The 14735-nt window shown below is 57.1% G+C and carries 16 protein-coding genes and 1 pseudogene; 4 read left to right on the top strand and 13 right to left on the bottom strand.

Annotation, left to right across the window (positions count from 1 at the left end):
• Positions 1–57 precede the first annotated feature (57 nt).
• The 5 genes from G3N94_RS03840 to G3N94_RS03860 form a co-directional block, all read right to left on the bottom strand.
• Positions 58–1041, bottom strand: a complete 984-nt coding sequence (locus tag G3N94_RS03840) for an NADPH:quinone reductase (protein WP_205790772.1) — start codon at positions 1039–1041, stop codon at positions 58–60.
• A gap of 406 nt (positions 1042–1447) precedes the next feature.
• Entirely contained in the window at positions 1448–1807 is a 360-nt protein-coding gene (locus G3N94_RS03845) for a DUF779 domain-containing protein (protein WP_205790773.1), read from the bottom strand.
• Between the two features lie 106 nt (positions 1808–1913).
• Complete coding sequence (gene adh / locus G3N94_RS03850; protein WP_205790774.1) at positions 1914–3434, bottom strand: aldehyde dehydrogenase; 1521 nt, start codon at positions 3432–3434, stop codon at positions 1914–1916.
• Positions 3435–4115: 681 nt separating this feature from the next.
• Positions 4116–5144: a threonine aldolase family protein gene (locus tag G3N94_RS03855; protein ID WP_205790775.1), complete on the bottom strand. Its 1029-nt coding sequence runs from the start codon at positions 5142–5144 to the stop codon at positions 4116–4118.
• 350 nt (positions 5145–5494) lie between these two features.
• Complete coding sequence (locus G3N94_RS03860; protein ID WP_205790776.1) at positions 5495–5947, bottom strand: tautomerase family protein; 453 nt, start codon at positions 5945–5947, stop codon at positions 5495–5497.
• A 260-nt stretch (positions 5948–6207) separates the two neighbouring features.
• On the opposite strand from G3N94_RS03860, the gene G3N94_RS03865 reads away from it, so the two are divergent.
• A complete protein-coding gene (locus G3N94_RS03865; RefSeq protein ID WP_205790777.1) occupies positions 6208–7074 on the top strand; it encodes a LysR family transcriptional regulator in 867 nt (288 codons plus the stop codon).
• A gap of 392 nt (positions 7075–7466) precedes the next feature.
• Here G3N94_RS03865 and G3N94_RS03870 read toward each other — a convergent pair whose 3' ends face one another.
• The 8 genes and pseudogenes from G3N94_RS03870 to G3N94_RS03905 form a co-directional block, all read right to left on the bottom strand.
• Positions 7467–8099 (bottom strand): isochorismatase family cysteine hydrolase, encoded by a 633-nt coding sequence (locus G3N94_RS03870; protein ID WP_205790778.1) that lies wholly within the window; start codon positions 8097–8099, stop codon positions 7467–7469.
• A 100-nt stretch (positions 8100–8199) separates the two neighbouring features.
• Positions 8200–9108 (bottom strand): dihydrodipicolinate synthase family protein, encoded by a 909-nt coding sequence (locus G3N94_RS03875; protein ID WP_205790779.1) that lies wholly within the window; start codon positions 9106–9108, stop codon positions 8200–8202.
• A 223-nt stretch (positions 9109–9331) separates the two neighbouring features.
• Complete coding sequence (locus G3N94_RS03880) at positions 9332–10501, bottom strand: pyridoxal phosphate-dependent aminotransferase (protein ID WP_205790780.1); 1170 nt, start codon at positions 10499–10501, stop codon at positions 9332–9334.
• 497 nt (positions 10502–10998) lie between these two features.
• Complete coding sequence (locus G3N94_RS03885; protein WP_205790781.1) at positions 10999–11469, bottom strand: RidA family protein; 471 nt, start codon at positions 11467–11469, stop codon at positions 10999–11001.
• Positions 11470–11759: 290 nt separating this feature from the next.
• A pseudogene (locus tag G3N94_RS03890) lies at positions 11760–11873 on the bottom strand (porin); the annotation flags it as partial.
• Between the two features lie 305 nt (positions 11874–12178).
• Entirely contained in the window at positions 12179–12586 is a 408-nt protein-coding gene (locus G3N94_RS03895) for a hypothetical protein (RefSeq protein ID WP_205790782.1), read from the bottom strand.
• Between the two features lie 121 nt (positions 12587–12707).
• Entirely contained in the window at positions 12708–13025 is a 318-nt protein-coding gene (locus tag G3N94_RS42170; protein ID WP_241021561.1) for a recombinase family protein, read from the bottom strand.
• Positions 13026–13470: 445 nt separating this feature from the next.
• Entirely contained in the window at positions 13471–13899 is a 429-nt protein-coding gene (locus G3N94_RS03905) for a hypothetical protein (RefSeq protein WP_205790784.1), read from the bottom strand.
• 85 nt (positions 13900–13984) lie between these two features.
• Here G3N94_RS03905 and G3N94_RS03910 point away from each other — a divergent pair, with 85 nt between their 5' ends.
• The 3 genes from G3N94_RS03910 to G3N94_RS03920 are packed head-to-tail and all read left to right on the top strand — an operon-like array spanning position 13985 to position 14694.
• Positions 13985–14158: a hypothetical protein gene (locus tag G3N94_RS03910; protein WP_205790785.1), complete on the top strand. Its 174-nt coding sequence runs from the start codon at positions 13985–13987 to the stop codon at positions 14156–14158.
• A 10-nt stretch (positions 14159–14168) separates the two neighbouring features.
• The gene (locus G3N94_RS03915) at positions 14169–14471 is read left to right on the top strand and encodes a hypothetical protein (RefSeq protein ID WP_205790786.1); all 303 of its coding nucleotides are present in this window, start codon (positions 14169–14171) and stop codon (positions 14469–14471) included.
• Between the two features lie 43 nt (positions 14472–14514).
• Complete coding sequence (locus G3N94_RS03920) at positions 14515–14694, top strand: hypothetical protein (protein ID WP_205790787.1); 180 nt, start codon at positions 14515–14517, stop codon at positions 14692–14694.
• The last annotated feature ends 41 nt before the right edge of the window (positions 14695–14735 follow it).

The raw sequence follows: 14735 nt of genomic DNA on the forward strand, positions 1-14735 counted from the left end.
TTCTGGGGTTCGGGGGATTATGAGAAAAGTGCCCAGCACCCTGTGGGTCGTCAGGGTTTAGCGGCACGTGTCGATGATGATTTTGGCGTTCGCACCTGACTCGACGCGTTCGTGAGCCTTCGCGATTTCCGACAGAGGGAAAGTTTCGACCTGGGGATGTTGCAGTGCCCCTCGTTCCAGCAGCGGGGTTAGCACGTCAATCGCAGCCTTCCTCACCGGGATAGGCAGGTTGTATACGATAAAGAATCGCAAATTCGCGAAGCCAACGATCATCGCCCTGAAGGGGATCTCGATCAGTCCAGCCCCCGAACCGTAGATGATCACATCGCCGCCGAACTTCAGCAGCTCGCCATATTTGCGGGAATTTGCGGCCGCGTCGACTTCAATGATGGCGTCCACGCCGTTGCCGGCCGTAATTTCGCGCACCGATGCAATGACGTCCTGCTCGTTGCGGTTGACGACCCACTCGGCACCAAGCCGGGAAGCGAGCTGGCACTTCTCCTTACTGCCCGCCACACCAATGACCCTTGCACCCGAGAGCGCAGCCAACTGAGTCGCGTAGCCGCCGACCGCCCCGGTGGCACCGTAGACGAGCACCGTCTTGCCGAGAAGTTCTCCGCAAGCGTGCACCGCATACCACGCCGTCAGCAGCGGAATGCCAAGTGAGGCGCCCGTCTCGGTCGAAACGCTGCCAGGAAGAGGTGCAACCTGGTTCTCGGGTAAGGCGATCAGTTCCGCTGCCGTCCCGAACGGTCGCTGCCATTGGCCGTTGATTGTCCAGACTCGCTGCCCGATCCACTGTTTTGAAACGCCCGCCCCAACTGCCTCGACGACACCGGCGCCGTCGCTGTGAGGAATTACACGTGGAAACTTCATCGTAGGGCTTGTAACACCCGATCGCGATTTGACGTCTGAAGGATTCACGCCGGAGTGCGCGATGCGAATGAGGACTTCGCCAGTTTTAGGGGTCGGATCGGGCGTCTCGCCAACAATGAGAACGTCCCGAGCCGGGCCCTTTGAGGAATAGTAGGCGGCCTTCATATCGATCAACCTCCAAGCGGGTTCAGCGAAGAGCGCTCGCAAACCGGCGTGTCCCTGCCGTGCTTCTCAGCGCAAAGTTACCTGTACTGTGATCCTTTAAACCTGAACGCGCTTGTAAAAAATTGATGATAGAAAGTGCTACCGCTGGTAGCGCCCCTGGATCGTAGGACGTCCGCCGGGAACAGCTAATTCCTCACGGCATCTTTCGGATGCGACCTTCTCTCGAAACGGATTGCCTTCACGTTCATTGGCCGAATAGCGCTGAGCGGCCAGGTTTCGCTGCGGACGATCTGAAATCTGTAACCAGGCGAGGTCTTCGCGCGATATCCGCGTCTCGTTGGTCTGGCGCTACGCCGCTCAATGTGCGGGCGGTCGATTAAATTAGCGAAGATCGTAGGCGTTGTTTTCATCGCACTCCCAACAGCGCCGCCTCTTCATCGGTGAATACTCTCGATCTCGAGTGAAAAGCCTTGCCGTCAGCGCCCTCCAACGAGAAGGTGCCTCCGGTTCCCTCAATCACGTCGATGATGAGTTGCGTGTGCTTCCAATACTCGTACTGGTGTTTTCCAATGTAAAAGGGCACCCCGCCTACGTCGCCCAGATACACGTCACCTGTGCCGATCGTCAGTTCGCCAGGTAGGTATGCGTTGACTGCGCTGTTGTCACAGCAGCCGCCCGATTGATGGAAGAAGAATGCGCCATGCTTTTTCGTTAACTCTTCGATCAGCGCGAGCGCTGCTGGTGTTGCCAGAACCTTCTCGACCATGAAAACCTCCTGACTGCGGCGTCTACAGGGCGAGCCCTGTAGACGCGGATCAATTGCCCTGCTGCCACGACAGCAGGGCACAATCAAGCGATGAAGTTGAGACTGATCAGAAGAATCCCAGCTTGTTCTCGCTGTAGCTGACCAGCAGGTTCTTGGTCTGCTGGTAGTGATCAAGCATCATCTTGTGGTTTTCACGGCCGATGCCCGATTCCTTGTAGCCGCCGAACGCGGCATGTGCCGGATAGGCGTGGTAGCAGTTGGTCCACACCCGACCAGCCTTGATACCGCGCCCCATACGGTAAGCAACATTGCCGTTGCGACTCCAGACGCCAGCGCCCAGACCGTAAAGCGTGTCGTTGGCGATTGCCAGGGCCTCTGCCTCATCCTTGAACGTCGTCACGGCCAGCACCGGACCAAAGATTTCTTCCTGGAAGATGCGCATCTTGTTGTGGCCTTTGAAGAGCGTCGGCTGCACGTAGTAGCCACCGGCAAGGTCGCCGGTCTGTTGTGACTGTGCGCCTCCAGCCAGCAACTCGGCACCTTCCTGCTTGCCCAGGTCGAGGTAGGAAAGGATCTTCGTCAGCTGTTCCTTGCTGGCTTGTGCACCAATCATTGTGTCCGTGTCCAGCGGGTTGCCTTGCTTGATGGCAGCCACACGCTCGAGCGCACGCCCCATGAACTTGTCATAAATCGACTCGTGGATCAGCGCGCGCGACGGGCAGGTGCAGACTTCGCCCTGGTTGAATGCGAAAAGGACCAAGCCTTCGATAGCTTTGTCGAAAAAAGCATCGTCCTTGTCTGCGACATCAGCAAAGAAGATGTTCGGCGACTTACCACCCAACTCCAGCGTTGCCGGGATGAGGTTGTTGGCAGCGGCCTGGGCGATAACGCGGCCCGTGCTTGTGCTTCCCGTGAATGCAATCTTGGCAATACGGCGGCTGGTTGCCAGCGGCATACCGGCTTCGCGGCCGAAGCCGTTGACGATATTGACTACGCCCGGAGGCAGCAAATTGGCGATCAGGTCGATAAGCACGAGAATGCTGATGGGAGTGGATTCGGCCGGCTTCAACACGATACAGTTGCCGGCGCCAAGCGCAGGCGCGATTTTCCATGCTGCCATCAGCAGCGGGAAGTTCCAGGGGATGATCTGGCCGACGACGCCCAGCGGCTCATGCAGGTGATAGGCGACCGTGTTTTCGTCGATTTCGCTTACACCGCCCTCCTGGGCGCGTACGGCGCCAGCGAAGTAGCGGAAGTGATCAATTGCCAGCGGAATGTCGGCATTCAGCGTTTCTCGAATCGGCTTGCCGTTGTCCACGGTCTCAGCGTAGGCCAGCAACTCGAGGTTGGCCTCAAGTCGATCAGCAATCTTGAGCAGCAGATTGGAACGATCGATGGCGGACGTCTTGCCCCACTTGTCGGCCGCAGCGTGTGCGGCGTCCAGCGCGAGTTCGATGTCTTCTGCGCCTGAGCGGGCAGCGTGCGTGTAGACGGTACCCGAGATCGGGGTGATGACATCAAAGTATTCACCTTTGACCGGAGGAACCCATTCACCACCAATGAAATTGTCGTAACGGGATTTGTAGGCAATCTTGGCGCCTGCGGCACCGGGAGCAGCATAAATCATGAATAGTCTCGCTTACTGTTGAGGGAACTGCATCGCATTTCCCGGAACTTCCCCACCAATCGAAGAGGGCGGGTCCATTGGCCAAACAAAAGAAATCTACGTCAGTTCAAGTTGGGACAGAATTGTTACAAATAGGAATGCGAAAAATAACCTTATGGGCGCCGTAGAACTGCATAGCTACCATTGAATTCGTTACATTTTCGAGTCGCCTTCCTGATTTGACGACCCCGCGCCTTATTCAAAACACGACGCGACCGCCGCGAGTGGGAACCGGTTGAGTGGCATCCTCAGGCGGCGTTCGTTATCGACTTCGAAATGCCACAACACCGATGTACACCGCAGATTTGAATAAGTGAAACAAACAAGTGTAATTTATTTGATCACGATCGCTGATGCTCAGCGCGTTCTGCCTCATACTCATTGAGGCGGTGTTCTCGCACTAAAGTCCGCGTTGATAAGGTCTTCGGTCGGCATTCGAAAAATTGCTTTCCTGTTTTCCATGAGACGCGCAGCCCCATCTAGCAGACACGCGTGGAACGTAGAGACCCCCGCCACGCGGGCGGTTGTTGAGCGTTGCAACGGGCTGTCTCACCCCCGCGCTCACCAAGGTGAACAGAGACCAAATATTCGCCGTTGCGTCGCATCAGGATGTAAGAATTAACCGACTCGAATAGCTTCTGATTACACGCTCACGACTCTCTTTATTACCTCCACTGCAATGTCTATCGCAGAACGGCTAATCTCCCAATGGGTCGTCAGCCTCAGACGCCCGTCATAGGGCTGAAGGGATTTGATGCCGGCGGCCGCCAGCGCATCCGTCAGCTCGCCGCCGTCGATTCCGGTTGGCAATTTGAGCCATACCATGTTGATGTGGACATCCTCCAAGTCAATTTCAATGCCGGGAATAGCCGCCAGTTGTTCGGCCATGTAGCGAGCGTTGGCATGATCCTCACCAAGACGTTGAGTCATTTCAGTGAGTGCGATGATGCCGGGCGCAGCGAGGACGCCGGCCTGACGCCAGCCTCCGCCCAGTAATTTTCGGTTGAATCGTGCACGCCCGATGAAATCTGCGGAGCCCGCCAGAATCGAGCCCACCGGCGCTGCTAAGCCCTTCGATAGACAGAACATCACCGTGTCGGCATGACAGGTGATTTCCTGCACGTCACAGCCCAGATAGGTAGCCGCGTTGAATACTCGCGCGCCGTCCAGATGGACGGGTATCCCGTGATGCCTCGCCACATCGGCCGTGCGGCGCATAATGTCCAGTGGAATCACCCGGCCATTGCTATGTGCGTTTTCGAGGCAGATGAGACCGGTCCTGGGAATGTGAATATCATTGCCGACGCGGATGCGTGCCTCGATTTCAGCTGGGTCGATTACACCTTTATCGTTGGCGATGGTACGCAGTTGCACACCGGAAATGACCGCGGCAGCCCCGTTTTCGTGCCAGACAAGATGAGAGTCATCTCCTAGAATTACCTCATTCCCACGCTGGCAGAGTGTGAAGATAGCCAGCTGGTTGCCAAAATTTCCGGTCGGCACGAACAGCGCCGCCTCCTTACCAAGGAGTCGCGCAGCCAACGCTTCCAGTTCAGCGACGGTTGGATCGTCGCCATACACATCATCACCAACCGCGGCCGTTACCATCGCTTGGCGCATCGCGGGCGTCGGACGGGTAACGGTATCGCTGCGCATATCAAACCACTGCATGCTGCACTCCTTGAAACACAAAACAGGCGACCACGACGGCCGCGGTGCAATGGAAAAGCCTGGTCATGCCCCTTGAATTTTTGTCGGCGGACTGCCTGTCGCCGTCAATGCGCTGAACGATTCGTTTCATCTGGGCGTTCTCAATGTCGCTGTCAGTGCCAGGTTCCTTTCGCCGGGCAACGTTTCAGATGACTTATGACCTTTCCTTGCGGACGGGCAATCGCATAGGTAGCACAACTATGGTTCGGCACGGTGGATCGAAAAAAGCGGTCATCAACGAACCCAGAAGGGTGTTTCTCAGTCAGGTGCACAGCACTCATCGCGTTCAAGTGTGCGGAATCCCGTCGCCATCATTCGTCAGGAGAACAGATCGCTTCCAGACGTTTGCGTACATGTAGCGGCATCGCTTCCCACCATGTATCTTCCTCGCCGGGAAGAGGAAGGATCTGGCCATATTCGACTATTTGCCGCGCCGGAACGTCTACAAGATATACCTGTACGCAATCAGACTCCAGTTCGGCAGCGTCAGCAACCGCCTGCATCATGCCCAGCAACAGTTTTTCCTTCGTGGCATTGTCGCGCCCAGCTCGAATCTGACCGTGCAGGAATACATGTTCCGTCCCTTGCAGAGGGCGGCCACCGACGAAATAGTCGCCCCGAGGCACATCGTTAAATATTACCTGGGCGAAATAAGCTGGCGCTCCCGTCACATCGCAATGCACACGGGTGATATCCGCGGCCATGTTTTCTTTTTGTTGTGCCGTGAGTCGGCCATGGGGTGCTGTTACGACGTAGGTTGGCATACAGATTCTCCGGTTGGAAAACAGGCGCCAGATCAGACAAAGGAGTGGCAAAAGACACCGCGAGGTCAACGGTCGCCTAAAGTGGTGCCCCGCATCAGCCAAGGGGGCCGAACCTGCCGTGTCGAAGGGGTCTAAGAAACATTGCCTGCCTCAGTGCCAGTGCGCCGGGTTAAACGAATTTCCTGTGGAAGAACTATACGAAACGGACTATCATAAGTAAAAGTGTTTGTTCTTATGCTGCGCATCAATAAAAGTGATTTATGGAGCTATATCAGATACGGCAGTTTGTCGCAGTTGTCGACACCGGAAGCTTCACACGGGGTGCCGCGCGGGTCGCGGTGTCGCAACCCGCGTTATCAGCGACGATCGCGAAGCTGGAAGAGGAACTCGGGGCCGCCTTGCTCGACAGAAAGCGCAGAGCGGTGACACCGACCCCCGCTGGCAAGCGCTTGTACCAGGTGGGGTCCACGCTCCTTCAGACGTGCAATACCCTGAAGGCCGACATTCGCGCAATTAGTGCGCCGCGGGTGCTGCGTGTGGGAATCGTGCGTACGCTGCCGACGGCAAAACTGGCCAGCTTGCTCAAGGCGTTCAATCAGGCGCATCCTGAAATCATCGTCGAACTCACGGATGCGCCTGCGTTGGAGCTTGCCAGTCACGTACAGCAAAAAAAGCTCGACGTGTGCCTGACGATTTTTCGAGACGGTGACGAGATGGAGCACAGTTTGGCGTTGTTTGACGAGGCATATGTCGCAATCGTCTGTAAGTCGCACCGCTTTGCTGGACTCTCTACGATCATGCTCGACGATCTGCAAAACGAACCGTTCATCGTGCGCACGAGTTGTGAGGCCTTTGAAATCACCACCAGGACCTTGCGCGTTCATAACGTCAAAACGCGGGTGGTGTATCGAACGGATCAGGATGACCGGGTGCTGGGGCTCGTCTCGTCGGGTGTCGGCATCGCCTTGATGCCGGCGAACTTCTGTAACGATGATGTCGTTGCCGTGCCGATATCCGATTTCCCGAATCGGCGGACTATCGGCGTGCGATGGAGTGGTGACTCGTCATTCCCGGCAGTCGATTCATTCGTTTCCTTTGTGAAAAGTCACCCCTGGACGGCAGGGTGAGGGCCGGTCACATCGCGGGTTGCGACGAAGGCCGATACCGAACCAGTGGCGAGCGGCAAACACTCTGCTGTCGCGTCGGGCGACGGGTGGATCTGCGGCTCAATCTGCAGCTTCCACCATAGTGCCATTCACCACGAATGCGTGTCGGTAGCTACGCATCGGCTGAATCCATCAGGCGCGCCAGCGTAACGCGGTGCGGCGCAGGATATCGATCGCCTGCGTGGCGGCGACCGTGTGATGCTCCGTTCATTGGCAGGAAGGGCAAAGAACGCGGTGAGGTCGTCGCGCTGCCGAAGGAGGGCGCAGCCGACCGGTTGCAGGCGGGCTGGATCGTTGCGCCTCGTATCTGTATGCGCGAAGGCGTGCTTCGCGTGTACGGATTGACGCCCTGATCATGCTTCGGCGGGTGTATTTTTGATCGCGTCTACCAGTTCCGCAGTGGTCAGGATTTCGTGCGCATAAGTGGGGCCGTCAATATCCAGCGCTGCGTGCAGGGCTTCACGTGAACGAGCAGACGTCGCATCGCGAACAAGGGTTACATGGTAGCCGAGTTCCATCCCGATTCGCGCCGTCGCTTCGAGGCAAGTGTTCGCAAGCAGGCCAATCAAGATGATCTTTTCCTTGCAGTTTCTCTTGAGTAACTGATCAAGGTCGGTATTCGGAAACCCGCTTGACGCCCAGTGTTCCGTGGCGACGATATCAACGGGCTGGACTTGAAAATCGTCATGGAAAGTCCCTCCCCATGTACCTTTCGCGAATGTCTGGCGCTGCGCGGCTCCCAATTGATAAGGCGATGGATATTTCCAGTCAACATAATCGCCCGGCTGCCAGCGATGGTGTGGAACATGAAAAATCGTAATGCCCGCTTCGCGCGCCGTTCGGACGATCGTCCGAAGGTTGTCGTGCATATTGTTCTCTTTGGCGATGTCCTTGATCCAGGGAAACAACTTTCCACCTTCACTCAGAAAATCGTTATACAGATCCACGCAAAGCAAAGCAGTATTTGTGGTTTCGTATGTAGGCATCGCATTCTCCGCAATTGGTTGAAGGGCCCAAGTGGATTCCTGTTGTCGTAGATGACACGCCGTGCCCGGTCGAGACGGGGACGGCGTGGTGGTGTACGTTTTAGGAAAGCAATCGGCCGAGCGAGGCACCCGCACCAGATGCCTCAACGAGTTCTTTCAGGTGTTCCTGGCTCACGGTATGCAGCGGGAGTCGCACGGGGCCGCAGTCGACGGATGCTTGCACGCTGATAGCCTTAATGACGTTCACCAGCCCTTGCGGGAATGCCAAACCGATCAGAGCCTTCGCGTCGTCTTGAAGTGAAGCGGCACGTGCCTTGTCTCCGTTCTGGTACGCATCGAACAGCCTCCGGAAGTGCTTGCCCGCGAAGTTGTAGGACATCCCCACAGCGCCGCGCACGCCTTGATCCATGGCGTCGATCAACAAGTCGTCACGGCCGAAGTAGACATTTCTCGTCGGCAGACACTGCATGGTCGCATTTGCGAGATCGGCCATGTTGTCGTCGGTAAACTTGATCCCGGCGAAGTTGGGGATCGCATCCACGAGAAGCGGCACGAGTTCGCTGGCAGGTGTGGTGATCCCCGTTGCGATCGGGATGTGATAGTAGTAGAAAGGCAAGTCGGGTGCAGACGCAGCCACCTTCGCGAGACATGCGACCAGATCTGCCGTATTCACCGGCTTCAGGAAGAACGGCGGGACGGACGCGATTCCTGCCGCGCCGACCGATTGCGCGTGCGCAGCCAAGTCTCGCGCATCTTCAATGCAAGTATGCCCGACGTGGACCAGCACTTTAAGCCGCTTGCCCGCCACTGCGATCCATTCCGCCAGGACTTTCTTGCGTTCAGCCGTGGTCAGGGATGTGCCTTCCCCCATCGTGCCGCAGACGAATACGCCGTCCACGTCGTCGTTGATCAATCGCTCCGCTTGTAAGCGAATGGCGCCGAGGTTTAGCGCGCCTTCGTTATCAAATGGAGTAAAAACGGCAGCAATCAATTCCAACGCGTGTGTCACGTATAGCTCCTTATGGATGGTATGGATGAAAGACAGGATTCGATATCGAGTTTCCCGGCAAGAAATCCCGTCCGTGAGAGGTAGATGGCGCAACGGGCACTTCGATTGCGTCAGTCTGTGAGGGGACGACGGCAATGCTTGCTGTCATCGTAGGGCGGTCGCCTCCACGCGATGTGCTGCTGGGCGTTGGCATTAGGATTCGGTATCTTTGCGCGGCTCAGGTCTACGATAACGGCCGGTTGATCTCGAGCCATGATTTGAGCCGACGCACACCCTCTTCCAGGCGGCCAACGTCCTTCGACGCAAAACACCAGCGGAGCCATCCTGCTGCTTCCGGTGCAAACGCTTCACCTGGCGCCAGGCCCAGTCCTACTTCGACAACCAGGCGCTTGGCGACTTCGACGGCATCGTCGAAGCCGTCGAGCTTGAAGAAGGCATACATGCCACCCCGTGCGGGCGCCACCTGTACGCCGTCCAGCGCGGCAAGGAGCGCTACCAGTGTGTCGCGGCAAATCTTGAAGTGGGCCACGATGCGAGGCGTGATCTCTTCGCGATGCGCCAGGGCCGCGATGGCGGCCCGCTGGGTGAACACGCTTGCGCAAGACGTGTTGAACTCTATGAGTTTGCCCATCGCGTCGGTAAGGGACTCAGGCATGACGAGCCAGCCAAGACGCCATCCGGTCATGAGAAAGCTCTTGGAGAAACTGTGTGCCACGATCAGGCGGTCGTCCGGCGCGGCGATATCAAGAAAGCTCGGCGCACACCTGTTGGTGGTCTCCTCATAGTAGAGCCGCTCGTACACCTCGTCGGCCAGCAGCCAGGTCGAGGTTTTGCGGCAATGATCCAGGATGCGCTGCTGCTCGTCGCGGGTGAGTGCCCAGCCAGTCGGATTGTTCGGCGCATTGATCATCAATAATCGCGTTCTGTCCGTCACGGCGGCGAGTAGCGCTTCCATGTCCAGTGTCCAAGCACCGTCGATCGGCTCGAGTGGCACGCAACGGACCACGGCGCCCATGATTGTCGGCTGCGCCACGAGGTTGGGCCAGACTGGTGTGATCACGACTACCTCATCTCCAGCGTCCACCAGTGCCTGGACAGCCAACATCAACCCGTTGACACCAGCGGATGTCACTGCGATGCGGTTCACGTCTACGGTCTGGTGCAGTTCGCTCGTGTACTGAGCAAGAGCTTTACGCAGTTCTGGCAGGCCGATGTTTTGCGCGTAGAAAGTCTCGCCACGCGCAAGCGATTCGACGGCCGCGCGTCGAATCACATCCGGGGTTACTTCATCACTTTCGCCAAACCAGAACGCGAGCACATCGTCACGCCCTATGCCGGCGTTCGCGATTTCCCGAATCTTCGAGCCCTGGAGATTTGCAATCACGTCCCGCATTCCGTCTTCCTCAACTAGATAGGGTCATCGATCGTCCGACATTGTTTCGCCGGACGCGGCGATATATTTGTGTGCCGCTGTGGACCTCGGGGATGGAATATTTGTTGGATAACTGCCGTTCTGCATCCGGGAGATCCGCCGGCTATTGGGTCGCCTGCGATGGCGAACGCTGCACTCCATCGAGCATATGCTGTCGTGGACACACGGCGACATCGACATCAGTACCGAGCCCGGCAGTGTGATTATCGACGCCGCTGCGGTGTGCTCCCAACGCACATACCGCTGTAGTACTAAGCGCTTTCGCGCTCCCCCCGAGCGTTATTGCTGTTTCGAGTTTTCGCCTCGTGAACTCTTGACGCCCTGCAAGAGCCCCTCGAACTCAGCTCAGTTGCTGCAATCGCAATGGCGGGTGCTCTCCCCAAAAAAACAAGCCGTTAAAATTTACCTGTAAGGCTTCGATCGCTCCGTTTCTAAGAGCCAACGCGTACTCTCCGTCGCTATTGACCAAGCCGAATAATAGCGGAAACTTCCACTGGACAACGGAAGCGTAGACTTGATACGCCAACTGCAGTGCGACTGTGCCGGCCCTTCTCGCCCAGGACCTGAACAAGAATGTCCGAGGCGCCGTTGACGACTTCTGGATGGTCCACAAATTCGGTGTCAGCGTGCACGTATCCTGTCAATGAGCAGACGCGAATCAAGCTCAGGTTGTTGGTCAACTGCGACCGAAGTTGCGACAGCAGCTCCATTCCGCAAAGTCGTGCGGCTTCTCTCGCCTCCTCCTTACTGACGTCCTTGCCGACTTGGCCCACAGCAAAAGGAATTCCGCGTTTGAAGGCTACTTGTCCAGAAATGTACAAGAACCCACCCGCTAATAAGGTTGGCACATAGTTAGCGGCCGCGGCCTTCGGTGATGGCAGTTCAATGCCCAGCTCAGCGAGGCGGTTATCGAGTTCAAAAAGATTCATGCGGACTCCTTGATAGTGATGCAGGTGTCGACGCATCCAAGCGAATGCCGAGGGTAGGCCCAATCGCGGGAAGATGTCTCACCGCCGGTTAACCCGAAGTTAAAGGAAGCGAGCTTGGCTCGCTTGTAAAAAATTGAGTAATTCGCAGCGTCAGACTCAACGGTCCCCTGGCGGCCAGGACCTGAATCACAGCGTCCGTAGCCGGGCGGCAATGACACCATGCGACTCGAACGTTGCTCACGATCTACATATACGGTTATCGGACCCGTTTCCACCGCCGCTGTCGCCGGATCAACCCCAAGTCCCGCACCGGACGCCTTTTGTGCAATCGCGACAGCGTAAAGCGCAGTGCGCTTCGACAACGCGTAGTTCGCGCTCGGATTCAGCTGATGAAAGCGCGTCGAGTTCTCGCCACTCACGCGCACGTTGTTGAAGATGTAGGCTGACCCAAGCGTCCATTCCGACGTCACCGCATACACGAAGTACTTTAACGGTAGATCCGCCGCTCCTCTTAATGCGGCAGTTGCGACACGATGCTCGTCATGCATTGTGCTACGCGGAAGAGCGCGCACAATTTTACATAATAGAATCTGACGCTTTTTATATGTTTAGTAGCTAAATAGATGGAAAGACCAGTCACGGAGTGACTGATTTGATTGATTATTTATTTGGGGGCGGGGCGTTAACAATCCTCGCAACTTAAGGATGTCTACATAACGGTTTTGGCGGCAAAAGGTTTGTGCGGCTTGGGTTGCGGAGGTCGAGGACGAATTCGTTCGGGGATGAATCGGATGATGTTGGCGGCAAGATGACGAAGCAGGCGGGCAAGCTCATCGATGGTAGGCACGGTGGCCTCACGCAGCCAGCGCGGCAGACACTGGCGAACGTGAGCGAACGCACATGTGCGGTTGATCTTCCACTGCGTGCCGTTCGGCGTGTGGATGATGGAGGGCGAATCCGCATCGATCTGCCCGTCGCGCTCGGCGAGCGCGGTCAGGCTCAGCAGTGCGGCGAGATTGTCGCTGAGGATCTTGGCGCTCAGGTCCTGCACATGGGCGAACCAGGAGAGTCCGGAAACGGCCTCCAGATGCAAACGGTGCTTCACGCGCTTGAACAAGGGTACGTCATTCTGCCCGTCAACATCTCTCGCATGACATCGTAGTGCGCTACCGCTTCCACCCCCTTGTGGGTGAGCGTCTCGCGGTGGTCCGGCTGCATTACGTCAACGATGAGCCCTGCTACGTCATCCGGCGCTCTAATGGCACGACGGTGTCCGTCCCCGCGTGGATGACCGAGCTTGCGGCCGCCACCTCCACGCGCTCCCATCCCAATTGCCGAGCGCGCTCAACCAGCGCATATTGCCGACGCTGGCTCTCGAGGTTGTTCTGCACCTGGTCCTGCGTCGATTGGCGAACATACACACAGGCTAGCCGCGACAGATAGCCCAAGCCCACCAGGAGAACTCGATGCCGCTCCGCCCAATGGTTCAGATAGCGCTGTTCGAAGACGCCGCCGCAGTCCCCTTGCCGACACTTCCGCAGGACGTTCAGCTCCAACTGCAGCAGCAGATGGAGCAGTGGATGCGAGCCACGGCGATCGACATGCTGGCTGATCTACCGCAACTTTTCGCTGCGTTCACCGACGACCGTGCCTTGGGAAGCGCTCAAGCTTGCAATTCGGCTCGGGCGTCAACTCAGACAAGAAGTTCCGGGAAATGGTCAGGAAGGCGCTGTTGCAGGTGCTCGAAGTCTACCCAGCGGCGAACGTCACACCGAAGCCGCGCCGGCCTATATCTCGAGCCTTCGAAAACCAGCGTCCCACGCCTGGTCAAGAACTTCTGAGTTCGGCACCAACGTATGCGTGGTGGATATCGCGAAAGCAACTAACGGTCATTCGACCAAGATACATCTAATGCACGTCAAAACCGTCTTCAGAAATCGGGCGGTTATCCACAGAAACGGTGCATAACCTTGTGGATTGCCGGTGACTTGTCATTGCTGATCACTGGACTTGGCGATCATAGGTGCCAATGAACGTGCCGTCGCAAACCCATACGTCTCCGGCGATGTGGCGTCTCTCGCTCTTTGAGTCGAAGAGAATCTCGGCAGGATGCTCTTTGCGTGCTTTGTCGGTCACCCGCAGATTGAAGGCGTCGTCATTCTCGACTTCTTCGAGCCTGAAGGTGTAGCACTTGTTTATAAACCCCATTTCGGGCGAGTAGTTCGTGATGCAATAGGTCACGTCGGGGCTCTTTTCGTAGACGTTGAAGTTCGCCCGCCCTTGATACTGGATGTTTGAATATGTGCCACAGAGCGGGCACTGAAGATGCACCCAGCACGACTTGATCGCGCCGAAGATTATGGCAAAACCAATGAAACCTAAGATCGAGCGCCAAAGAATCATCGTCGGACCCCGTACGGTTTTGAGCATTCTACTCGCCGGGGCATGATAGGGGTCACGGATAAATCGGTGCCGTAGTGCTAGAGTGGAACGCTCAAACCACCGGGGAGCCACCATGCAGCAGCAGAGACCCACCCAGCCCGTCAACGCGAATCGGCACCTGAAGCAGATGCTGGTCGGGGCGGCCATCCTTTCGGTCGGCGCGATCTTCAGTGCATGGGTATCGTCTGGCGGGCACCGTCTCTGGATCGTCGATCGCCATCGCGCGAATCACCCCTACGGCGAGTGAGGTAAAAACGATGCGTCCCGAGCAGATGATGCCGTCCGAAAAGCAGGCACTCGAGAACCTTCTACGAATCGCGTCCAGCGACACGGGCCAGAGCCGGCGCGTCGCTGACTTCTTGTTGGCATGGTGGAATGCCGGCCAATGCGGCGGATTCGACATTACTACGGCCTGGGGCCTGGACGACGACATCGTGGAAGACGTCGTGACTGTCTTCCGGCTTGCAACGCGCGCAAACAGCTACCCGGACACGCTGGGCTACGGCCCGCAGTTCGAAGCGGTCGTCCGCGAGTGGAGGCCGGAGCTTGTGCAGGGTTAAGGAGCAGTGAACGGCTGGAACAACCTAACCGAAGGAGTGAAAAATGGCGCACTACGTCGAGTTCAAGGATGTCTACGGGAACATCGTCTTCGTCAATCCGGAGCGTGTAACGCACGTTCAGCAATACGACGAGGAACAGACCAATGTTCATTTCGCCAATGAACATATGGTGACGCTGAGCGGGCCCGCCGACGAAATTGCACGCAAGCTCACCGGGATGTAAAACGTGGCCGGGTAAGCCGGCCACGATCCTGGCTGACGGTG

The sequence above is a fragment of the Burkholderia sp. Ac-20353 genome, assembly GCF_017104785.1.
GTDB lineage: Bacteria > Pseudomonadota > Gammaproteobacteria > Burkholderiales > Burkholderiaceae > Burkholderia.